The organism is Streptomyces sp. NPDC007095 (genome assembly GCF_040634475.1).
Lineage (GTDB): Bacteria > Actinomycetota > Actinomycetes > Streptomycetales > Streptomycetaceae > Streptomyces.
Map to the genome: position 1 here is coordinate 1 of NZ_JBEYFS010000046.1, position 20425 is coordinate 20425.

Annotated in this window: 20 protein-coding genes and 5 tRNA genes; 17 read left to right on the forward strand and 8 right to left on the reverse strand. The window is 70.2% G+C overall.

All coding sequences use genetic code 11. From position 1 onward, the window contains the following. Nucleotides 1-147 precede the first annotated feature (147 nt). The 8 genes from ABZ656_RS17700 to ABZ656_RS17735 all read left to right on the forward strand — a co-directional run bounded on the left by ABZ656_RS17700 (nt 148) and on the right by ABZ656_RS17735 (nt 3971). The gene (locus ABZ656_RS17700; protein ID WP_101400869.1) at nt 148-936 is read left to right on the forward strand and encodes a fumarylacetoacetate hydrolase family protein; all 789 of its coding nucleotides are present in this window, start codon (nt 148-150) and stop codon (nt 934-936) included. Further along, a complete protein-coding gene (gene gltX, locus ABZ656_RS17705) occupies nt 929-2437 on the forward strand; it encodes a glutamate--tRNA ligase (RefSeq protein ID WP_180362083.1) in 1509 nt (502 codons plus the stop codon). The genes ABZ656_RS17700 and gltX overlap by 8 nt, the downstream gene beginning before the upstream one ends. A 191-nt stretch (nt 2438-2628) precedes the next feature. After that, nucleotides 2629-3372 (forward strand): HAD family hydrolase, encoded by a 744-nt coding sequence (locus tag ABZ656_RS17710; RefSeq protein WP_101400871.1) that lies wholly within the window; start codon nt 2629-2631, stop codon nt 3370-3372. A 91-nt stretch (nt 3373-3463) separates the two neighbouring features. After that, nucleotides 3464-3535 (forward strand) — tRNA-Gln (locus tag ABZ656_RS17715). 42 nt (nt 3536-3577) lie between these two features. After that, nucleotides 3578-3650: transfer RNA gene (locus ABZ656_RS17720), tRNA-Glu, on the forward strand. A 62-nt stretch (nt 3651-3712) separates the two neighbouring features. Then, a tRNA-Glu gene (locus tag ABZ656_RS17725) sits at nt 3713-3785 on the forward strand. 21 nt (nt 3786-3806) lie between these two features. Further along, nucleotides 3807-3878 (forward strand) — tRNA-Gln (locus ABZ656_RS17730). Nucleotides 3879-3898: 20 nt separating this feature from the next. Beyond that, nucleotides 3899-3971, forward strand: a tRNA-Glu gene (locus ABZ656_RS17735). Nucleotides 3972-4085: 114 nt separating this feature from the next. Here ABZ656_RS17735 and ABZ656_RS17740 read toward each other — a convergent pair. Continuing rightward, nucleotides 4086-4730, reverse strand: coding sequence for a MerR family transcriptional regulator (locus ABZ656_RS17740; protein ID WP_101400872.1), 645 nt, complete (start codon nt 4728-4730; stop codon nt 4086-4088). Between the two features lie 78 nt (nt 4731-4808). On the opposite strand from ABZ656_RS17740, the gene ABZ656_RS17745 reads away from it, so the two are divergent. Then, nucleotides 4809-5342: a DUF4188 domain-containing protein gene (locus ABZ656_RS17745; RefSeq protein WP_101400873.1), complete on the forward strand. Its 534-nt coding sequence runs from the start codon at nt 4809-4811 to the stop codon at nt 5340-5342. Nucleotides 5343-5429: 87 nt separating this feature from the next. Here ABZ656_RS17745 and ndgR read toward each other — a convergent pair whose 3' ends face one another. Continuing rightward, a complete protein-coding gene (gene ndgR / locus ABZ656_RS17750; RefSeq protein WP_015036427.1) occupies nt 5430-6146 on the reverse strand; it encodes an IclR family transcriptional regulator NdgR in 717 nt (238 codons plus the stop codon). Nucleotides 6147-6335: 189 nt separating this feature from the next. Here ndgR and leuC point away from each other — a divergent pair, with 189 nt between their 5' ends. From leuC to ABZ656_RS17770, 4 genes are all read left to right on the forward strand, one after another. After that, nucleotides 6336-7760: a 3-isopropylmalate dehydratase large subunit gene (gene leuC, locus ABZ656_RS17755; RefSeq protein WP_101400874.1), complete on the forward strand. Its 1425-nt coding sequence runs from the start codon at nt 6336-6338 to the stop codon at nt 7758-7760. Between the two features lie 6 nt (nt 7761-7766). Further along, on the forward strand, nt 7767-8360 hold the full coding sequence (gene leuD / locus ABZ656_RS17760; RefSeq protein WP_101400875.1) for a 3-isopropylmalate dehydratase small subunit: 594 nt from the start codon (nt 7767-7769) through the stop codon (nt 8358-8360). A gap of 277 nt (nt 8361-8637) precedes the next feature. Then, nucleotides 8638-8868: a hypothetical protein gene (locus tag ABZ656_RS17765; protein WP_101400876.1), complete on the forward strand. Its 231-nt coding sequence runs from the start codon at nt 8638-8640 to the stop codon at nt 8866-8868. 138 nt (nt 8869-9006) lie between these two features. Further along, on the forward strand, nt 9007-9666 hold the full coding sequence (locus ABZ656_RS17770) for an HU family DNA-binding protein (RefSeq protein ID WP_054235399.1): 660 nt from the start codon (nt 9007-9009) through the stop codon (nt 9664-9666). Between the two features lie 139 nt (nt 9667-9805). On the opposite strand, the gene ABZ656_RS17775 is transcribed toward ABZ656_RS17770, so the two are convergent. Further along, nucleotides 9806-10009, reverse strand: a complete 204-nt coding sequence (locus tag ABZ656_RS17775) for a hypothetical protein (RefSeq protein WP_360268966.1) — start codon at nt 10007-10009, stop codon at nt 9806-9808. 94 nt (nt 10010-10103) lie between these two features. Continuing rightward, the gene (cofC, locus tag ABZ656_RS17780; protein ID WP_101400878.1) at nt 10104-10751 is read right to left on the reverse strand and encodes a 2-phospho-L-lactate guanylyltransferase; all 648 of its coding nucleotides are present in this window, start codon (nt 10749-10751) and stop codon (nt 10104-10106) included. A 145-nt stretch (nt 10752-10896) separates the two neighbouring features. Between cofC and ABZ656_RS17785 the strand changes: the two genes are divergently transcribed. The 3 genes from ABZ656_RS17785 (at nt 10897) to ABZ656_RS17795 (ending at nt 14005) form a co-directional block, all read left to right on the forward strand. Further along, nucleotides 10897-11703 carry a lysophospholipid acyltransferase family protein gene (locus ABZ656_RS17785; protein ID WP_360268969.1) on the forward strand — a complete coding sequence of 269 codons (807 nt, stop codon included), beginning with the start codon at nt 10897-10899 and terminating at the stop codon, nt 11701-11703. Beyond that, nucleotides 11700-12710, forward strand: coding sequence for an NAD(P)H-dependent glycerol-3-phosphate dehydrogenase (locus ABZ656_RS17790; RefSeq protein ID WP_360268972.1), 1011 nt, complete (start codon nt 11700-11702; stop codon nt 12708-12710). Before ABZ656_RS17785 ends, ABZ656_RS17790 begins: the two co-directional genes overlap by 4 nt. A gap of 137 nt (nt 12711-12847) precedes the next feature. Beyond that, nucleotides 12848-14005: a D-alanine--D-alanine ligase family protein gene (locus ABZ656_RS17795; protein ID WP_360268975.1), complete on the forward strand. Its 1158-nt coding sequence runs from the start codon at nt 12848-12850 to the stop codon at nt 14003-14005. Nucleotides 14006-14062: 57 nt separating this feature from the next. On the opposite strand, the gene ABZ656_RS17800 is transcribed toward ABZ656_RS17795, so the two are convergent. Both ABZ656_RS17800 and ABZ656_RS17805 read right to left on the reverse strand, forming a co-directional pair. After that, nucleotides 14063-14557, reverse strand: a complete 495-nt coding sequence (locus tag ABZ656_RS17800) for a DUF3515 domain-containing protein (RefSeq protein ID WP_101400882.1) — start codon at nt 14555-14557, stop codon at nt 14063-14065. A gap of 20 nt (nt 14558-14577) precedes the next feature. Beyond that, a complete protein-coding gene (locus ABZ656_RS17805; RefSeq protein WP_101400883.1) occupies nt 14578-14811 on the reverse strand; it encodes an Lrp/AsnC ligand binding domain-containing protein in 234 nt (77 codons plus the stop codon). Nucleotides 14812-15017: 206 nt separating this feature from the next. Here ABZ656_RS17805 and ABZ656_RS17810 point away from each other — a divergent pair, with 206 nt between their 5' ends. Further along, nucleotides 15018-15983, forward strand: coding sequence for a thiamine-phosphate kinase (locus tag ABZ656_RS17810; protein ID WP_054235392.1), 966 nt, complete (start codon nt 15018-15020; stop codon nt 15981-15983). A gap of 12 nt (nt 15984-15995) precedes the next feature. On the opposite strand, the gene ABZ656_RS17815 is transcribed toward ABZ656_RS17810, so the two are convergent. Together ABZ656_RS17815 and ABZ656_RS17820 are read right to left on the reverse strand one after the other, a co-directional pair. Beyond that, nucleotides 15996-17228: an FAD-dependent monooxygenase gene (locus tag ABZ656_RS17815; protein ID WP_360268980.1), complete on the reverse strand. Its 1233-nt coding sequence runs from the start codon at nt 17226-17228 to the stop codon at nt 15996-15998. Nucleotides 17229-17310: 82 nt separating this feature from the next. Next, nucleotides 17311-20388 (reverse strand): BTAD domain-containing putative transcriptional regulator, encoded by a 3078-nt coding sequence (locus tag ABZ656_RS17820; protein WP_360268983.1) that lies wholly within the window; start codon nt 20386-20388, stop codon nt 17311-17313. Between the last annotated feature and the right edge of the window lie 37 nt (nt 20389-20425).

The window sequence follows — 20425 nt, forward strand, 5'->3', positions numbered from 1 at the left end:
AGGGTGGTGAGGTCGGTGAGGTGGGCGAAGCCGATGACGCGGCGGACGATCTCCGCGCCGGCGAAGCCCAGGGACTCGGTCCAGACGCGGTCCAGTTAGCCTGGAGCGTCAGACTCCAGCCAGCTCAGTGAGGGGCGCAAGGATCCCGTGCGCATCGCCAGGTTCTCCATCGACGGCAACGTCGCTTTCGGCGCGGTCGAGGGCGACAAGCCGGACGAGCTCGTCCTCGACATCATCAAGGGCATTCCGTTCGCGGACTTCGAGCTCTCCGGTACGAAGGTCCCGCTGAGCAAGGTACGGCTGCTGCCGCCGGTGCTCCCGAACAAGGTCGTGGCCTTCGGCCGCAACTACGCGGAGCACGCGAAGGAGCTCGGCAACGAGGTGCCCGACGCCCCGTTCGCCTTCTTCAAGCCGTCGACCTCGGTGATCGGCCCCGGCGACGACATCCAGTACCCCTCCTTCTCCAGTGAGCTGCACCACGAGGCCGAGCTCGCCGTGGTCATCGGCCGCATGTGCCGCGAGGTCCCGCGCGAGCGCGTCAAGGACGTCATCCTCGGTTACACCTGCGCCAACGACGTCACCGCGCGTGACGTCCAGAAGCGCGAGAAGCAGTGGGCCCGGGCCAAGGGCTTCGACAACTCCTGCCCGCTCGGCCCCTGGGTGGAGACGGACCTCGACCTCGCCGCGATCGCCGAGGGCATCACGATCCAGTGCACGGTCAACGGCGCGCAGCGCCAGCTCGGCCGCACCAGCGAGATGATCCACTCCGTCGAGGACCTGATCGTCAACATCACCGAGGCCATGACGCTGCTCCCCGGCGACGTGATCCTCACCGGCACCCCGGCTGGGGTCGGCCCCCTGAACGTCGGCGACGAGGTCGCCGTCACCATCGAAGGCATCGGCACTCTCACCAACAAGGTGATCAAGCGTGGCTAACGCGAACTCCCCCAAGTCCTCGACTCCGCTCGGACAGGGGGTGCCCCCACGCGTACGTTTCTGTCCGTCCCCGACCGGCAACCCCCACGTGGGCCTGGTCCGCACCGCCCTGTTCAACTGGGCGTTCGCCCGGCACAACGAAGGCACCCTGGTCTTCCGCATCGAGGACACCGACGCGGCCCGCGACTCCGAGGAGTCGTACAACCAGCTGCTCGACTCGATGCGCTGGCTGGGCTTCGACTGGGACGAGGGCCCCGAGATCGGCGGCCCGCACGCGCCGTACCGCCAGTCGCAGCGCATGGACATCTACAAGGATGTCGCCCAGAAGCTGCAGGACGCCGGCCACGCGTACCACTGCTACTGCTCCACCGAGGAGCTGGACGCCCGCCGCGATGCCGCCCGTGCCGCCGGCAAGCCCTCCGGCTACGACGGCCACTGCCGCGACCTCACCGACGAGCAGAAGGCCGCCTACGTGGCCGAGGGCCGCACGCCCATCGTCCGCTTCCGGATGCCCGACGAGGCGATCACCTTCGACGACCTGGTCCGCGGCGAGATCACGTACCTCCCGGAGAACGTCCCGGACTACGGCATCGTCCGTGCCAACGGCGCACCGCTGTACACCCTGGTCAACCCGGTCGACGACGCCCTGATGGAGATCACCCACGTCCTGCGCGGCGAGGACCTGCTCTCCTCCACCCCGCGGCAGATCGCCCTCTACAAGGCGCTGACCGAGCTGGGCATCGCCAAGGAGACCCCGGCCTTCGGCCACCTCCCGTACGTGATGGGCGAGGGCAACAAGAAGCTCTCCAAGCGCGACCCGGAGTCCTCGCTCAACCTCTACAGGGAGCGCGGTTTCCTCCCCGAGGGCCTGCTGAACTACCTCTCCCTGCTCGGCTGGTCGCTCTCGGCGGACCGCGACATCTTCTCCATCGACGAGATGGTCGCCGCCTTCGACGTCACGGACGTGAACCCGAACCCGGCCCGTTTCGACCTGAAGAAGTGCGAGGCGATCAACGCCGACCACATCCGCCTGCTCGACGTGAAGGACTTCACCGAGCGCTGCGCCCCCTGGCTGCGGGCCCCGTTCGCCCCCTGGGCGCCGGAGGACTTCGACGAGGCGAAGTGGCAGGCGATCGCCCCGTACGCCCAGTCGCGGATGAAGGTCCTCTCCGAGATCACGGACAACGTCGACTTCCTGTTCCTGCCGGAGCCGGCCGTCGACGAGGCCTCCTGGACGAAGGCCATGAAGGAGGGCAGCGACGCCCTGCTCCGCACGGCCCGCGAGAAGCTGGACGCCGCCGACTGGTCCTCCCCGGAGTCCCTCAAGGAGGCCGTCCTGGCCGCCGGTGAGGAGCACGGCCTCAAGCTCGGCAAGGCCCAGGCCCCGGTCCGCGTCGCCGTCACCGGCCGCACGGTGGGCCTGCCGCTCTTCGAGTCCCTGCAGATCCTGGGCAAGGAGAAGACCCTGGCCCGCATCGACGCGGCGCTGGCGAAGCTGTAGCCGCACGTCGTACGACGAGACGAGGGGGCGACGTCCGGTTCGGACGCCGCCCCCTCGTCGTGTGCCGTGGCGCCGCGTCCGGCCCAACTTCCGCCCGCGGGCCGGCGTTCGAGGCCTTCGCCGACGGTTCACGGGCGTGACAAGCGTCAACCGGCCGACACGGGAACCACACTCCGGGATACCGTCGGACCATGACCATCAGGGCCGTGATCTGGGACGTGGACGACACCCTCTTCGACTACACCACCGCCGACCGCACCGGTATGCACGGTCATCTGGCGGCCGAGGGGCTGCTCGACGCGTACGAGTCCGCCGAGCAGGCCCTCGCTCACTGGCGGGAGATCACCGACCAGCAGTGGGCGCGCTTCTCGGCGGGGGAGACCGACTTCGAGGGGCAGCGCCGGGACCGTGTCCGGGTCTTCCTGGGCGAGCGGCTGACGGACGCCGAGGCCGACGCCTGGTTCCAGCGGTACCTCACGCACTACGAGGCCGCCTGGACCCTCTTCCCGGACGTGCTGCCCGTCCTGGACGCCCTCGCCGCCAGTCACCGGCACGGGGTGCTGTCGAACTCCAGCCTCACCGTCCAGGACCGCAAGCTGCGCGTCCTCGGCGTGCGCGACCGCTTCGAGGCCGTCCTGTGCGCCGCCGAGCTCGGCGTCTCCAAGCCGGACGCCCAGGCCTTCCACGCGGCCTGCGAGGCCCTGGAACTCGCCCCGCGGCAGGTCGCGTACGTCGGCGACCACCCGGAGATCGACGGGCGGGGAGCCGCCGACGCCGGTCTGCTGTCGGTCTGGCTCGACCGCGAGGGCGGCCGGGCCGCCGTCGACACGCCCGTCGACACGCCCGTCGGCCCGCACCGGATTGCCTCGCTGGCCGAACTCCCCGCGATCGTCGGCGCCGATACCCGTTTTGGAGCGCCGTCCACCTTCAGGTAATGTTCTTCCTGCGCCGCCGGAGAGAGGGCCGAAAGGTCCGAAACCGGAGGCGCAAGCTAAAACAAGATCCCCACAGGGGATTGAGTTTCAGTGGCCTATGGTGTAATTGGCAGCACGACGGTTTCTGGTTCCGTTAGTCTAGGTTCGAGTCCTGGTAGGCCAGCTCGCAGAGCTTATCTGCAAACGCGGAGGTCAACTCCGCAACGCCCCCGTTGTGTAGCGGCCTAGCACGCTGCCCTCTCACGGCAGTAGCGCCGGTTCGAATCCGGTCGGGGGTACAGATCCTTCCCAGGAAGGCAGTCAGGGTCGCACCCGCTGCCTCTCATGCAGGATCGCTAGGGCCCCCGTTGTGTAGCGGCCTAGCACGCCGCCCTCTCAAGGCGGTAGCGCCGGTTCGAATCCGGTCGGGGGTACTCGGTGGTCTAGACCACCTTTGGGCTATGGTGTAATTGGCAACACGACGGTTTCTGGTTCCGTTGTTCTAGGTTCGAGTCCTGGTAGCCCAGCTGGATCAGTTGTGATCCTTGCCCCCGTTGTGTAGCGGCCTAGCACGCCGCCCTCTCAAGGCGGTAGCGCCGGTTCGAATCCGGTCGGGGGTACGTGAGTCCGATGGGCCTCCACTTCGGTGGGGGTCCATCGGCGTTTGCGGGGGCCGGAGCCGGCGGTGCCGCCCGCCGGGGTCACGGACTCCGCCGCCCCGGATGCCGTACGCGTCACTCGATGCCGTAGCGCCGGGCCGACTCCTCTTCCTGGGCCAGCCGGTGCAGCGCCTTGAGGACCGGCTCGAAGAGAATCGCCGCCGCGACCGCCGTCTCGACCTTCTCCTCCTCCGACGGATGCTTCTCCAGGAAGTCCAGGTCGCGGACGGCCGCCTGGTGCATCAACTGCGCGTACGGTGCCATGAGTTCGGCGTCCCAGGCGTAGCCGAGCCGGATGAGCGTGGCCACCGCCGACACCAGGGAGCGGTGCACGGGGGAGAGGGTGCTCAGCTCCCGGGCGGTCTCCCAGCCCAGCGACTCCAGCAGCCGGTCCACCTCGTGGCGCGCGGACTGGACGGCCGGGTCCCGCTCGTCCGGTTCGGGCTCCTGCGGCAGCGCCCACAGGGCCGCGCCCAGCCGGATAGTCCGGCCCAGGGACTCGTCGTCGACGTGACCGAGGATCTCCTTGGCCGTCGCCACGGGGACCCGGCCCGCCTGGATCAGCGCCCGCACCAGCCGCAGCCGGCGCAGATGGCTCTCGTCGTACTCCGCCGTCGTCGCACTGATCCGGCGGCCCGGAGCCAACAGCCCCTCGCGCAGGTAGTACTTGATCGTCGCGGTGGACACCCCGCTGCGCTCGCTCAACTCCGACAGCCGCATCCCTTGCGCCCTTCCTTGGGTGGCGGCACTATCCAAACAGACGTCATCGGATAGTGCCGCTAACCAACAGGGGACGACATGTTCGGGAAGCCCGTGGCCGCAGGCCGTACCACCGCGGCAGCCGAGGGGGACGTGGTCGTCCTGCTGATCGGCATGCGCGTCAACCACTTCTGGGCGGTGCACCAGTGGGTGCCGGTGTTCTTCGCCATGCTGCGCATGGTGCGGGATCTGGAGAGGGACGGCAGTCGCGGCCTGCTCGGCCGGGTGCTGCTGACGGCGTCACCACGGACGTACTACGTCGTCCAGTACTGGGAGTCCAAGGAGAAGCTGTACGCGTACGCGTCGGCGCCCGACATGTTCCATCACAGGGTGTGGGCGATCATCAACCGTAAGGAACGGGCTGGGAAGGTGCGGCAGCACGTGGGGATCTGGCACGAGGCGTATGTGGTGCCGGAGGGGTCGTACGAGTCGATCTACGCGGACATGCCGCCCTTCGGGCTCGCGGCCGCGCACGGGGCGTTGCCCGTGGAGAAGCGGGGGCGGCGGGCGGCGGACCGGTTCGCTCACCGGTCGCCCAAGGCGGGGGCGGAGGCCGGGGGAGCGGCGGGTTGAGCGGATCGTGCGGGTAGGTGTCCGGGGGATGAGCCTGCCGCGGCGTTGAGGCCGGCTCGTCTCCCGGTGTCGTACTGAAGGGGTGGCTCAGCCCGTGCGGCGGAGGGCCTCGGAGAGGCGGGCGGCGGCGTCGATGACCGCCTGGGCGTGCATGCGGCCCGGGTGTCGGGTCAGACGCTCGATCGGACCGGAGACCGAGACGGCGGCCACCACCCGGTTCGAGGGACCGCGTACGGGCGCGGAGACCGACGCGACTCCCGGCTCGCGCTCGCCGATCGACTGGGCCCAGCCCCGGCGCCGCACGCCCGAGAGCGCCGTGGCGGTGAAACGGGCGCCCTGGAGACCGCGGTGCAGGCGCTCCGGCTCCTCCCAGGCCATCAGGATCTGCGCCGAGGAACCGGCCTTCATCGTCAGCGTCGAGCCGACCGGGACCGTGTCCCGCAGGCCGGACAGGCGCTCGGCCGCGGCGACGCAGATGCGCATGTCGCCCTGGCGGCGGTAGAGCTGGGCGCTCTCGCCCGTGACGTCGCGCAGGTGCGTGAGCACCGGGCCTGCCGTCGCGAGGAGACGGTCCTCGCCCGCGGCCGCGGCCAGCTCGGCGAGGCGGGGGCCGAGAATGAAACGGCCCTGCATGTCACGCGCCACCATGCGGTGGTGTTCAAGTGCCACGGCGAGGCGATGTGCCGTGGGTCGTGCCAGTCCGGTCGCCGCGACCAGTCCCGCGAGGGTGGCCGGACCGGACTCCAGAGCGCTCAGGACAAGGGCTGCCTTGTCCAGAACGCCGACGCCGCTACTGTTGTCCATGCAACGATACTCGCGTCTCACTCTGTGAAACGCAAGTTCAATTTTCGGTGGAACGCGCCACTCTTGTAGACACAGCGGCCCGCGGACCAACGGGCCTGGTGGAGGGCGTCCGGACGAGGGGTACGGACGCCGCCGCCCCGGAAATCTCTAGTTGGGCCGGCGCCACACAGGCCGGCCGGAGGGAAAGCGATGGGTAGGACACTCGCGGAGAAGGTCTGGGACGACCATGTCGTCCGGCGCGCCGAGGGCGAGCCCGACCTCCTCTTCATCGATCTGCACCTGCTGCACGAGGTGACCAGCCCGCAGGCCTTCGACGGCCTCCGCCAGGCGGGGCGTCCCGTGCGCCGTCTCGACCTCACCATCGCCACCGAGGATCACAACACCCCGACCCTCGACATCGACAAGCCCATCGCGGACCCGGTCTCCCGGGCCCAGCTGGAGACCCTGCGCAAGAACTGCGCCGAGTTCGGTGTACGGCTGCACTCGCTGGGTGACGTCGAGCAGGGCGTCGTCCACGTGGTGGGACCGCAGCTGGGTCTGACCCAGCCCGGCACCACCGTGGTCTGTGGCGACTCCCACACCTCCACGCACGGCGCCTTCGGCGCGCTGGCGTTCGGCATCGGCACCTCGCAGGTCGAGCATGTGCTGGCCACCCAGACGCTGCCGCTGGCCCGCCCCAAGACCATGGCTATCACGGTCGACGGCGAGCTGCCCGACGGCGTCACCGCCAAGGACCTGATCCTGGCGATCATCGCCAAGATCGGTACGGGTGGCGGCCAGGGCTACATCCTGGAATACCGCGGCTCCGCCATCGAGAAGCTCTCGATGGAAGCCCGGATGACCATCTGCAACATGTCGATCGAGGCCGGCGCCCGCGCGGGCATGATCGCCCCCGACGAGACCACCTTCGAGTACCTGAAGGGCCGTGCGCACGCCCCCGAGGGCGAGGAGTGGGACGCCGCGGTCGCGTACTGGAAGACCCTGAAGTCGGACGAGGACGCGGTCTTCGACGCCGAGGTCGTCATCGACGGCCCGTCGCTGGCGCCGTTCGTCACCTGGGGCACCAACCCCGGCCAGGGAGCGCCGCTTTCGGCGTCCGTCCCCGACCCGGCTTCGTACGAAGACGCTTCGGAGCGCATGGCCGCCGAAAAGGCCCTGGAGTACATGGGGTTGACCGCCGGACAGCCGCTGCGCGACATCAAGGTCGACACCGTCTTCGTAGGTTCCTGCACCAACGGCCGCATCGAGGACCTGCGCGCCGCCGCCTCGATCGTCGAGGGCCGCAAAGTCGCCGACGGCGTACGGATGCTGGTGGTCCCCGGTTCCGCGCGGGTCGGTCTGCAGGCCGTCTCCGAGGGCCTGGACGTGGTCTTCAAGGAGGCCGGCGCCGAGTGGCGGCACGCGGGCTGCTCGATGTGCCTGGGCATGAACCCCGACCAGCTGGCCCCCGGTGAGCGCTCCGCGTCCACCTCGAACCGTAACTTCGAGGGCAGGCAGGGCAAGGGCGGCCGTACGCACCTCGTATCGCCGCAGGTGGCCGCCGCGACCGCGGTGCTGGGCCACCTGGCCTCCCCGGCCGACCTGTCCGACGCCCCCGTGCCCGCTGGAGTCTGAGAAGTCATGGAAGCATTCATCACGCACACCGGCCGGGCCGTTCCGCTGCGCCGCAGCAACGTCGACACCGACCAGATCATCCCCGCCCACTGGCTCAAGAAGGTGACCAGGGACGGTTTCGAGGACGGGCTGTTCGAGGCCTGGCGCAAGGACTCGTCCTTCATCCTCAACCAGCCCGAGCGCAAGGGCGCCACGGTCCTGGTCGCGGGCCCCGACTTCGGCACCGGCTCCTCCCGCGAGCACGCCGTGTGGGCGCTGCAGAACTACGGCTTCAAGGCCGTCATCTCGTCCCGGTTCGCGGACATCTTCCGGGGCAACTCGCTCAAGAACGGCCTGCTCACGGTGGTTCTGGAGCAGAAGGTCGTGGACGCGCTCCAGGAGCTGACGGAGAAGGACCCCGAGGCCGAGATCACGGTCGACCTGGAGGCCCGCGAGGTGCGCGCCGAGGGCATCACCGCCGCCTTCGAGCTCGACGAGAACGCCCGCTGGCGGCTGCTGAACGGCCTAGACGACATCTCCATCACCCTCCAGAACGAGGGCGACATCGCGGAGTACGAGGCCAAGCGGCCGTCGTACAAGCCGAAGACGCTCCAGGTCTGACGCCCGGGCCGCTTCGCGGCTGAGGGAGGGCTGATTTCAGCCACCGCAACACCCCTCTGTACCCCCAATCGTGGACGGTTGGGGGTACAGCTGTGTCTGCCTCCGAAGGTCCCCGGAGCGCCTCTTCGAGGGTCCTCAACTCCCCTAGTTACAAAGGAGATTGCCTGGGTACGCGCCTCTTGGGGCCGCGGCGCTCCGGGGCGCTCAGGACCCTCTCCAGGGACGGCAGTTACCCCCTGGGCAGGCGACAACTCGCCCCAGATGGCACAATCTGTGCATGGAACACGACGGCCAACTCGAGCTCTATGCGGCAGTCGCGGCCCAACTGAAGGAAGCGCACACAAGAGTGCGCGCACTGCAAGTCCCGGAGGGCGTACGGATGGCGCTGACCCGGAAGCTGCTGGTCATTACGGCCGTGGCCAAGCACGATCTCGCCGACGCGACAAGGCGGCTGGAGCGGTTCACCACCGACCTCGACGAGGGTCGATTCCTCGAAGGGGAACGCTGAGGAACTCCGCGACAGCCCGAGTTCGTTGCGGCACAAGGGTGATTAGCCCGTTTCGTGTTTGATTTGCGGTATATATCTGCCTAACGTGCGAAAAAGCTTGAACGCATTCGTTCGGGCAATGTCTCCGAAGGGGAAGACGTGAACAAGGCGCAGCTCGTAGAAGCGATTGCCGACAAGGTCGGCGGGCGTCAGCAGGCCGCCGACGCGGTCGACGCCGTACTGGACGCGATCGTCCGTGCAGTTGTCGGCGGGGACCGGGTCTCGGTCACCGGCTTCGGTTCCTTCGAGAAGGTCGACCGTCCGGCTCGTTACGCCCGCAACCCGCAGACCGGTGAGCGTGTTCGGGTCAAGAAGACCTCTGTGCCGCGCTTCCGCGCGGGTCAGGGCTTCAAAGACCTGGTGAGCGGCTCGAAGAAGCTCCCGCGTGGTGGCGAGGTCGCGGTCAAGAAGGCGCCCAAGGGCAGCCTGACCGGCGGCGCCGCGGCGACCGTGAAGAAGGCCGCGGCCAAGAAGGCCACCACCGCCAAGAGGGCGACGGCCGCGAAGAAGACCACCGCCGCCGTGAAGAAGACGGCCGCGAAGAAGACCACCACCGCGGCGAAGAAGACCACGGCGACCGCGAAGAAGACGACCGCCAAGAAGACGACGGCGACCGCCAAGAAGACCGCGGCGAAGAAGACCACCGCCAAGAAGGCGACGGCCAAGAAGGCCCCGGCGAAGAAGGCGACCGCCAAGAAGGCCCCCGCCAAGAAGTCGACGGCTCGCAAGACCACCGCCAAGAAGGCCACCGCCCGCTAGAAGCTGGGGCGCACGGCAACTCACGCGCCGGGCCGGACTCCCACGGGGAGCCCGGCCCGCGGCGTGTCCGGGACCTGGTGAGAAGGCCTGGTCAGACGGTACGGCGAAGGTCTGGCGAAGGCGCGGTCGGAAGGTGCGGTCAGAAGGTCTGGAGCGTCACCAGGGTGATCCGGCGGGCCTCGCCGTCACCCTCGGTCTCGATGCGCACGCGCTGTCCCGGGCGCAGCAGCCTGAGCCCGCCGGCGTCGAACGCCGCGCCGTCGAAGGGCACCGGCGTGCCGTCGTCGAGCAGCACCTGTCCGCTGTGGGTGTCGGGGTCGTACGTGTACGCGGTCGCCTGCATGCCGAAAGCCTATCCAGCGCCGATGCGCGCCGCCGGTGGGTCCGGCGGACCTGACCGGGCTTCGGTGAACGCCGGTTCGCGCGGCAAGGTGCGTTCAGGTGCCGGGTTGGCCCGGGATCAGGAGTTTCGCCGCCAGTGTGGCCGTGCGCGGGCCCACCCCCAGGGCGAGCGCCGCGCGCAGATCGTCGCCGGTGTCCACGTCCTGGCGTACGGAATCCACCGCGGTGAGGAGGAGTTCCGCGGCTCCCGAGGCACGATGACGGGCTCGGGAATCGGTGCCGAAGGCGGGGCGCAATTCCCGGCCGGGGGATGCGGCCAGCAGAGTGGTGCCGATTGCGGCCGCATCGGAGAGAAAAGCACGCGGGAATTCAGCGGCGGCATCGAGTACCCGGGTCAATTCCAGCGGACGCAACGCGGGCAGATCGGCGTTCAGGGCGGCCACGGCGCATTCGGGGCTTCGGGAGCGTACGGCCGCCGTCCCGTGTGCCAGCGCGGCGTTCAGACCGCCTCCCGGCTCGTCCGGCACGATCCACGCCCCCAGTGCGGCCAGCTCCCGCCCGGCCAGCGCGTCGTCCGTGACGACCGCCACATCGCCGACCGCCGCGCAGGCCAGCGCCGCCGCCACGGTGTCCTGCGCGAAGGCGAGGGCGAGTCCGGGGCGCACCGCGTCGGCGGCGGTGTCCGAGAGCCTGCTCTTGGCCCGCGCCAAGGCTTTGAGGGGGATGACCAAGGTCCACTGCACGAGCGCTCCGTTCCTCCCTTGTCGCTCCCATTCTGACCCGGCACCCCTGGCGGTCCGGACGTCGGGGCGTACGGTGTTCTCGACAGACAGGCGGCCTGGGGCGACACTTGTGCGGCCCCCCAGGCCCTAAGAGGAAGGTGTCCGCGTGCCCCGCCGCAGAATCGGCTTCTGGTACCGCTTCGCAGCGGTCCTCTGCAAACCACCACTAGTGGTTCTGATCAAGCGGGACTGGCGCGGAATGGAGCACATTCCGGCTGAGGGCGGATTTATCACCGCGGTGAACCACAATTCGCATGTGGACCCGTTCGCGTATGCCCACTATCAGTACAACACTGGGCGTGTTCCGCGTTTCCTGGCCAAGGCCGGGCTTTTCAGGAAGGGATTCGTGGGGGCCGCGATGCGCGGCACCGGACAGATCCCCGTGTACCGCGAGAGCACCGACGCGCTGAGCGCGTTCCGGGCCGCGATCGACGCCGTGGAGCGCGGCGAGTGCGTCGCGTTCTACCCCGAGGGCACCCTCACCCGCGACCCCGACGGCTGGCCGATGACCGGCAAGACCGGCGCCGCCCGGGTCGCCCTGCAGACCAAGTGCCCGGTGATTCCGGTCGCCCAGTGGGGTGCCAACGAACTGCTGCCGCCGTATGCCAAGAAGCCCAACCTCCTTCCGCGCAAGACCCACCACGTTCTCGCGGGCCCTCCGGTGGACCTGTCGCGTTTCTACGACAAGGAGATGAGCCCGGACCTCCTGAAGGAGGCCACCGAGGTCATCATGGCCGCCATCACCGCGCAGCTGGAGGAGATCCGCGGCGAGAAGGCCCCTGAGACGCCCTACGACCCGCGCCAGGTACGGATCGAACAGCGCAGGCGTACCAGGGCCCAGGAGAGGGCCCAGGAGCGGGCACAGGCACAGCAGCAGGCACAGGCACAGCAGGAAGAGGGGCAGAGCACGTGAGCAAGCCGGTCAAGGCGGCCGTCTTCGGGACCGGATCGTGGGGTACGGCCTTCGGCATGGTGCTCGCCGACGCGGGGTGCGAGGTCACCCTGTGGGCGCGGCGCGCCGAGCTCGTCGAGGCGGTCAACTCCACGCGTACGAACCCGGACTACCTGCCGGGCGTCGAACTCCCCGAGAACCTGCGGGCGACGACCGACGCCGCCGAGGCCGCGCGTGACGCCGATTTCACCGTGCTCGCCGTGCCCTCGCAGACTTTGCGCGGCAACCTCGCCGAGTGGACGCCGCTGCTGGAGCCCGACACGGTCCTGGTCTCCCTCATGAAGGGCGTCGAACTCGGTTCCGCGATGCGGATGAGCGAGGTGATCGAGGACGTCGCCAAGGTCGGCGCCGACCGTATCGCCGTGGTCACAGGACCGAACCTGGCCCGTGAGATCGCCGCCCGGATGCCGGCCGCCGCCGTGGTCGCCTGCACCTCCGAAGCGGTCGCCCAGCGCCTTCAGGCCGCCAGCCACAACCCGTACTTCCGCCCGTACACCAACACCGACGTGGTGGGCTGCGAGCTGGGCGGCGCGGTGAAGAACGTGATCGGTCTCGCCGTCGGCATCGCGGACGGCATGGGTCTGGGTGACAACGCCAAGGGCTCGCTGATCACGCGTGGACTCGCCGAGACCACCCGACTCGGCATCGTCATGGGCGCCGACCCGCTGACCTTCTCCGGGCTCGCTGGCCTCGGCGATCTGGTGGCCACCTGCTCCTCGCCGCTGTCGCGCAACCACACCTTCGGCACCAACCTCGGCAGGGGTATGACCCTCCAGGAGACCATCGCGGTCACCAAGCAGACCGCCGAGGGCGTCAAGTCCTGTGAGTCCGTGCTGGATCTGGCCCGCAGACACGGCGTCGACATGCCCATCACCGAGACGGTCGTCGGCATCGTCCACGAGGGCAAGTCGCCGGTCGTCGCGGTCAAGGAGCTGATGGGACGCAGCGCCAAGCCCGAGCGCCGCTGAGGATCCGCGCCGCGGAGCCGGGAATCAACGCTCCGCAACGGCTCGTACGACGCTGAGCGACCACCCGTGCGACGTTGGACAACGGCCGCGGTGGGGCGCTGACTCAGCGCCGTACCAACGGGTACTCTCAACGCGATATGAGCACCGAGAACCTCCCCCAGAGCCCTGAGCAGCCGCCTCGCAAGCCGTGCGTGGCCGTCGTCTTCGGCGGCCGCAGCTCCGAACACGGGATCTCCGTGGTCACGGCCGGCGCAGTCCTGCGCGCCATCGACCGGACGAAGTACGACGTCCTGCCGATCGGCATCACCCGGGACGGCCGTTGGGCGCTCACCGCCGACGAACCGGACCGGATGGCCATCGTCGACCGGCGCCAGCCGGACGTGGAGCAGCTCGCCGAGTCGAACGAGGGCGGCGTGATCCTCCCCGTCGACCCGGCCAACCGCGAAGTCGTCTACAGCGAGCCCGGATCGGTCCCCAAGGCCCTGGGCGAGGTCGACGTCGTCTTCCCCGTGCTGCACGGCCCCTACGGCGAGGACGGCACCCTCCAGGGCCTCCTGGAGCTCTCCGGAGTCCCGTACGTCGGTGCGGGTGTGCTCGCCTCGGCCGTCGGCCAGGACAAGGAGTACATGAAGCGGGTGTTCACCTCCTTCGGACTGCCCGTCGGCCCGTACGTGGTGATCCGGCCCCGTGAGTGGGAGCGCGACGAGTCCGCCGCCCGCAAGAAGATCATCGACTTCGCGGGTGAGCACGGCTGGCCGCTGTTCATCAAGCCCGCGCGCGCGGGCTCCTCGATCGGCATCACCAAGGTCGTCTCCCTCGAAGGCCTCGACGAGGCGATCGAGGAGGCCCAGCGCCACGACCCGAAGATCATCGTGGAGGCGTTGCTGCGCGGCCGCGAGATCGAGTGCGGGGTGCTGGAGTTCGAGGACGGTCCGCGCGCCAGCGTGCCGGCCGAGATCCCGCCCGTGCAGTCGCACGCGTACTACGACTTCGAGGCGAAGTACATCGACTCGACGCCCGGCCTCGTGCCCGCCCCGCTGACCCCCGAGCAGACCGCCGAGGTCCAGCGGCTCGCGGTCGACGCGTTCGAGGCCGCCTCCTGCGAGGGCCTGGTGCGCGCGGACTTCTTCCTCACCGAGGACGGCGAGTTCGTGATCAACGAGATCAACACCATGCCGGGCTTCACGCCCATCTCCATGTACCCGCAGATGTGGGAGGCGAGCGGCGTGGCCTACCCGGAGCTGGTGGACCGCCTGATCCGGGCGGCGCTGCGCCGCCCGACGGGGCTTCGGTAGACCTGGGGCACCGGGGCTCCGGTTCAGGGCACACGCCCCCGCGCGCACGTGTGTACGTCAGTCGGCGATCCCTTCGGGGATCGCCTTCTTGATGGGCGAGGCCAGGTCGACGAGCGAGTCCGACCCGTCCCGCTGTACCCACTTCTTGGGCACGCTGACCTCGACGTACGCGCGCCGCAGGCTCGTGGTGAAGCGGTACGACCCGTCGTCCTGCTTCTCCATGAGCCAGCCGACGCCGTTCACCTCGCCGCTGAGCGCGTTCTGGTCGCTCATCTTCGCGGGTCGTTCGACACCGCAGCGCAGTATGATCGCCGGGCTTCCCCAGCCCGCGGTCAACGCGGACCGGGGCTCGGGATCGTTCCGGTCGAGGCCGTCGATCTTCTTCGGCAGCACCTTGTCCAGGTTCTGACACAGCCCGGTGACCTTCGCCCCCGGGCTGGGAACCACGGCCGATCCGCCGTCGTCTGCTGAGGAGCAGCCTGTGGCGGCGATCAACAGGGCGAGAACGGGCAGCCCGAAGAGAGCGGTGTGCCGGTGACGGGAGAAGTCCACCGGCCAAGGGTAGACGGGGGCTAGAGGTGCACCACCGGGCAGGTCAGCGTACGGGTGATGCCGTCCACTTGCTGGACTTTCGCGACCACCATGCGGCCGAGTTCGTCGACCGTTTCGGCCTGGGCGCGCACGATCACGTCGTACGGTCCTGTCACGTCCTCGGCCTGGATCACCCCCGGGATCTTGCTGATCGTCTCGGCGACGGTCGACGCTTTGCCGACCTCCGTCTGGATCAGGATGTACGCCTGTACCACGGAACCTCCAGGGCGGCCACGAGGATCATGTGGGGAAAAGGAACGCCACGGTATCGCGTCGCCGCTCGCCACGGGGAGACCCGCGGTGGCTGGGGCTTGCGCGCCGGGGTGCACGGAGTGCACAAGTTGACGGTCAACTCGACCGTACCGAGTACAGAGACGGCTCGCGACCGGGCACGGGTAGCGGCAGAGGGAGCAGTACGATCATGAAGGGCACCGTGGGCGAGTTGGGGGAGTTCGGGCTCATCAAGGAGCTCACCTCGCGTCTCACCACCACCCCGGCGGTCCGGGTCGGTCCGGGCGACGACGCCGCGGTGGTGGCCGCGCCCGACCGCAGGGTGGTGGCGAGCACCGACATCCTCCTGGAGGGGCGGCACTTCCGCCGCGACTGGTCCACGGCGTACGACGTCGGGCGCAAGGCGGCCGCGCAGAACCTCGCGGACATCGCCGCGATGGGCGCCGTACCGACCGCGCTGCTGCTCGGGCTGGTCGTCCCGGCCGAACTCCCGGCCACCTGGCCCTCCGAGATGATGGACGGGCTGCGCGACGAGTGCCAGGTCGCGGGGGCGTCCGTGGTCGGCGGCGATGTCGTGCGCGGCGACACCATCATGATCTCGATCACCGCGCTCGGCGATCTGCGCAACCATGAGCCGGTCACCCGGGGCGGCGCCCAGCCCGGTGACGTGATCGCCGTGACGGGCTGGCTGGGCTGGTCGGCGGCGGGGCACGCGGTGCTCTCCCGCGGCTTCCGCTCACCGCGTGCCTTCGTAGAGGCCCACCGCCGCCCCGAGCCGCCGTACCACGCGGGTCCCGCCGCCGCCGGGCTCGGCGCGACGGCGATGTGCGACGTGAGCGACGGGCTGATCGCCGACCTGGGCCACATCGCCGAGGCGAGCAAGGTGCGCATCGACATCCGTTCGGGCGCGATCGACATCCCCTCGCAGATGAACGACATCGGCCAGGCCGTCGGCGTCGACCCCATCCAGTGGGTGCTGACCGGCGGGGAGGACCACGCGATCGTGGCGGCCTTCCCGCCGGACGTGAAGCTGCCCGCGCGCTGGAAGGTGATCGGCGAGGTCCTCAACCCCTCGGCGCTGCCCCAGGTCACGGTGGACGGCGCGCCCTGGACCAGCAAGGGCGGCTGGGACCACTTCGGGGACATCGAGTCGTAGCCGCCCATCCCGTCAGGCGGGGTATTCGCGGAGTTCGATGCCGGTGGCCGCCTTCTCGGTGAGCTTCTTGAAGAAGCCCGCCAGGAGGCGGGAGCTGAGCAGCCGGTACGTGCGGTCCCGGCTGCGGATCCGCCGCTCGGTCGGCGGCGCGAAGAACGGCCCCGCGTTGCCCGAGATCTTCTGGCAGCCCTTGGCGAAGTCCCGGACACGGGTCTCGTACTCGGCGAAGGCGGTGCGGTGGTCTCCGCCCGCGAGGGCCAGCTCGCCGGCCAGGACGTACGCCCCGACGATCGCCACTCCGGTGCCCATGCCGCCCATCGTGGCCCCGTACCCGGCGTCCCCGAGCAGCGCCACGCGCCCCTGGGTGAGCCGGTCGACATGGATCTGGGCGATCGCGTCGAAGTACAGGTCGTCGGCCCGCTCCAGGGCCTTGAGGACTCCTGGTGTCTCCCAGCCCATCCCCGCGAACCGTTCCGCCAGGATCCGTTTCTGCGCGGCCACGTCACGGCGGTCGAACTCCAGCTTCTCGGACCGGAAGACGAGCAGCGCGCCCGCCCGGTCCGGGTCGCCGTCGTAGTTGCCGACGACCACCGCCCGCCCCGGTTCGCAGTACAGCCGTCCGGTGCGGTCGAGCCCCAGGTCGTTGGGGACGCCGAAGGCCGCCACGTAGTGGTCGAGGAAGCGCAGGTGGCGGGACTCCTCACCGAAGACGAGCCGACGGGTGAGGGAGTGCAGTCCGTCGGCGCCCACGACGAGGTCGAAGCGGCGCGGGGCGCCACGCTCGAAGGTCACGTCGACGCCTTCCGGGGTCTCGGTGAGGGTGGCGATCGAGTCCCCGAAGACGTACTCCACCTTGTCCTTGGTGCGTTCGTACATGATCCGCGCCAGCTCACCGCGGAAGATCTCCACGTCGCCGCTCATCATCTCGGCCGGCAGGTCCACGCGCGGGGTGCCGTCGGCGTCGACGACGGTCTGACGGCCCATGTGCGTCTGATGGGCGTGGATCTCGTCCCAGATGCCCATGGCGGTCAGGACGGTCCGGTGGACGTGCCCCCGGAAGTCGACCGCGAATCCGCCGGGCCGCAGGTCGGGTGCCTTCTCGACGACGGTGACGTGGGCGCCGTACCGGATCAGGTTGAGGGCGACAGCGGGACCCGCGACGCTGGCGCCGGAGACGAGGACGTGGAGGTGGGCGAGTTTCCCCGCCGGGTTCTCCGCCATGTTCTGTGTCGTGTTCGTTGTCATGGGCAGGAGCTTGGCGGGAGGCGCTGACCGTGCTCCTACCGTTCGCTGACCGTGTGCCCGGCCGCCGGTCAGCGCCGCCCTCCTAGTCGGCGGCGAGTGCCGCCGCCCCGAGCACTCGCCCCTGCTCAAAGGCCCTTTCGTATGCTTCGGGGGACAGCTTTTCGCGGATGTCCCGCTCATTGCGTACGGCTTCGGGGTCGCCCCGCAGCGCCGCCCCGCGCAGGCCGACGGCGGCGCCCAGCAGGACGGCGGCGCGCTCGGGCGAGTCGGCGAGGACCGCCAACGCCTCCGCGGACTCGGCGAGTTCCAGTACTCCGGGACTCTCGAAGGCGAGGCCGGCCGCCTGGCGGGCCCAGTCACGCGCCTCGTCGAGGCGCCCCTCCGCGGCCGCGGAGCGGCCCAGACCGATGAGGATGCGCACGGTCTCCCCGATGCTGAACCAGTTGGCGGCGCAGGCTTCCAGGGCGCTTTCGTAGTGCACACGCGCGTGGCCGGTGTCTCCCGCGAGCCGAGCGGCGTCGCCCAGGCCCCGCAGGGCACCCGCCGCCTTGTCGGTGAGGCCCACGGTGCGGGCCAGCGTCAGTGCCTGTCCGAAGTGCTCCCTCGCCTCGGCCAGTTCTCCCTGGTGCAGCAGCACGGTCGCACGGTTGCGCAGCAGGTCCGAGGTCTCCTCGGGGGCGGCCAACTCCCGGACGTACGCGAGCCCTTCGTCGAGCAGTTCGAGAGCGTGCCGGTGTTCCCCGCGCCAGTCGGCGAACATGCCCAGCGGGTCGAGGCAGTTCGCCATGCCCCAGCGGTCCCCGGTCGCGCGAAAACCCGCCAGAGACCGTGCGAACGACTCCTCGGAAGCCGCCGGACGCCCGGCGAACTGCTCCTGGAAGCCGAGGCCGACATCAAGAAGAGCCCGCCCCCACGCGTCGCCCCCGACCTGCACCCGCACCCGGTCGTTCGCGTCGGGCCGTGGTCCGCCCACCACCGACCACAGCACCACGGTGAAGGGCAGCCGCAGGGGTCCGCTCAGCCCGGCCAGCACGTCCTCCACGCGGGCCAGGCGCTGCTGGTCGGCCGGATCGTCGCTCTCACCCGAGAGCGCGTTGATCACGCACAGGGCGTACTCCTCCGCGAGACCCGCCGGCGGCTCGGCGCCCACGGCCGCGAGCAGCTCCCTGGCCGAGGACGCCTGCTCTCCGTAGAGACCGCGCAACCGCCAGAACCAGGAGAGCCCGGCCATCAGCCGCAGGGCCTTCTCCCGGTCGGCGCGCACGAGATGACGCAAGGCCGCGTCCAGGTTTGCGTGCTCGGCGGTCAGCCGGTCCAGCCAGGGCAACTGGCCACCGCCGCGCAGAAGCGGCTCCGCCCGTTCGGCCAGACGCAGGAAGTACGCGGCGTGGGCGTCCCGCAGCCGGCGCTGCTCGCCCGCGCGGACCAGGTGCTCGGCGCCGAACGCGCGGATGGTCTGCAGCATCCGGTAGCGCCCCTCGGTGACCTCCAGGAACGACTTCTCGGCCAGCGAGGCCAGCAGGTCCTCCGGAAAGGGCGTCCCGCACACGGTCTCGACCGCCTCGACCGTCGCGCCCCCGGAGAACACGGTCAGCCGTCGCGCCAGCTCCCGCTCCTCCTCGTCCAGCAGCTCCCAGCTCCACTCCACGACGGCACGAAGGGTGCGGTGCCGGGGTGCCTTGGTGCGGTCACCCCGGGACAGCAGTCGGAAGCGGTCGTCCTCGACGTGCTCGGTGAGGCGGTCGGCCAGTTCGTCCGGGGTCAGCGTCCGCAGCCGCGCCGCCGCCAGCTCGATCGCCAGCGGCAGCCCGTCCAGGGCGGCGCAGATGTCCGGCACGCGCGCGTGCCCCGCGAAACCGGGGCGCACGGCGGCCGCCCGGTCCAGGAACAGTCGGGCGGCCGGTTCCGCCGACAGCGGTGGCACCGGGAACAGCACCTCACCGGTGATCCCCAGCGACTCACGGCTCGTGGCGAGGATCCGCACACCCGGGCAGGCGCCGAGGAGCAGCCCGGTGATCCGTGCCACGTCCTCGACCAGATGCTCGCAGTTGTCCAGGACCAGCAGCAGCTCGCTGTCCTCCAGGGCGGCGAGGAGGCGGTCGGTGGTGTCCCCCGCGGGGGTGCGGAAACCTTCGCGCAGACCGAGGGCGGTGAGCAGGGCGTAGGGAAGCTGGGAGGGGTCGGTGAGAGAGGCGAGCTCGACGAGGCAAACGTGTGCGTAAGCGTTTGCGCATTCGTTTACGCGAGCGTTTTCGTTGACGCGCGCGTCCGCGTTCGCATGGGCGAGTTCGATCGCCAGGCGGGTCTTGCCCGCTCCACCCGGCCCGGTGAGTGTGACCAGGCGCTCCTGGGTGAGCAGAGCGCCGATGCGCGCGAGTTCGCCGTCGCGCCCGATGAAGCGGGTCAGCTGGGCGGGGAGCCGCCGGTGGGCGGGGCCCGCGCCCTGGAGCAGTTCCAGGTGGAGGGCGGACAGGCCGGGCGAAGGGTCGGCGCCCAGTTCCTCGGCGAGGGTGCGCCGCGCCTCCTCGTACACCGTCAGCGCCTCGGCGGCCCGGCCGCTCGCGTGCAGGGCCCGCATCAGCTGTCCGTACAGCCGCTCGCTCAAGGGATGCGCGCCGAGCAGTTCCCGCAGTTCCGGGACGAGTGCGGGGCCGCCGCCGAGCGCGAGGTCCGCGTCGACACGGTCCTGTACGGCGGTGAGCCTCAGCTCTTCGAGGCGGGTCACCTGGGCGTGCGCGCCCGGGAGGTCGGCCAGGGCCGGGCCGCGCCACAGGGTGAGCGCCTCCCGGAGCAAGGCCGCGGCTCGGGAGTGGTCCCCCTGGGCGAGGGCCGAGGCTCCCTCGCGGGAGAGCTGCTCGAAGCGGTGGGCGTCGACGGCGTCGGGAGGGACGGCGATGCGGTAGCCGGTGGGGTCGGCCTCGATCGCGGTGTCGGGGCCGAGCCGCCTGCGCAGCCGGGAAACCTGGGACTGGAGGGCGTTGGCGGCCCCGGCCGGCGGCTCGGTGCCGTACAGGCCGTCGGTCAGCCGCTCCACGGAGACGGTCCGGCCCGCATCCAGGAGGAGCAGGGTGAGCAGCGCGCGGGGGCGGGGGCCGCCGGGGTCCAGGGGGCTGCCGTCCGTGGTGCGGATCTCGAGGGGGCCCAGGATGCCGAAGCGCATTCGGCAGATTCTGGCAGGTCCGGAAGACGGGGGCTAC

Bases quoted from the DNA above. Each gene is read 5' to 3' on its own strand.
- ABZ656_RS17810 (WP_054235392.1), top strand. From the start codon at position 15,018: ATGAAGGGCACCGTGGGCGAGTTGGGGGAGTTCGGGCTCATCAAGGAG.
- ABZ656_RS17745 (WP_101400873.1), top strand. From the start codon at position 4,809: ATGTTCGGGAAGCCCGTGGCCGCAGGCCGTACCACCGCGGCAGCCGAG.
- ABZ656_RS17740 (WP_101400872.1), bottom strand. From the start codon at position 4,730: ATGCGGCTGTCGGAGTTGAGCGAGCGCAGCGGGGTGTCCACCGCGACG.
- ABZ656_RS17710 (WP_101400871.1), top strand. From the start codon at position 2,629: ATGACCATCAGGGCCGTGATCTGGGACGTGGACGACACCCTCTTCGAC.
- ABZ656_RS17795 (WP_360268975.1), top strand. From the start codon at position 12,848: ATGAGCACCGAGAACCTCCCCCAGAGCCCTGAGCAGCCGCCTCGCAAG.
- leuD (WP_101400875.1), top strand. From the start codon at position 7,767: ATGGAAGCATTCATCACGCACACCGGCCGGGCCGTTCCGCTGCGCCGC.
- ABZ656_RS17775 (WP_360268966.1), bottom strand. From the start codon at position 10,009: ATGCAGGCGACCGCGTACACGTACGACCCCGACACCCACAGCGGACAG.
- ndgR (WP_015036427.1), bottom strand. From the start codon at position 6,146: ATGGACAACAGTAGCGGCGTCGGCGTTCTGGACAAGGCAGCCCTTGTC.
- ABZ656_RS17815 (WP_360268980.1), bottom strand. From the start codon at position 17,228: ATGACAACGAACACGACACAGAACATGGCGGAGAACCCGGCGGGGAAA.
- leuC (WP_101400874.1), top strand. From the start codon at position 6,336: ATGGGTAGGACACTCGCGGAGAAGGTCTGGGACGACCATGTCGTCCGG.
- ABZ656_RS17765 (WP_101400876.1), top strand. From the start codon at position 8,638: ATGGAACACGACGGCCAACTCGAGCTCTATGCGGCAGTCGCGGCCCAA.
- ABZ656_RS17820 (WP_360268983.1), bottom strand. From the start codon at position 20,388: ATGCGCTTCGGCATCCTGGGCCCCCTCGAGATCCGCACCACGGACGGC.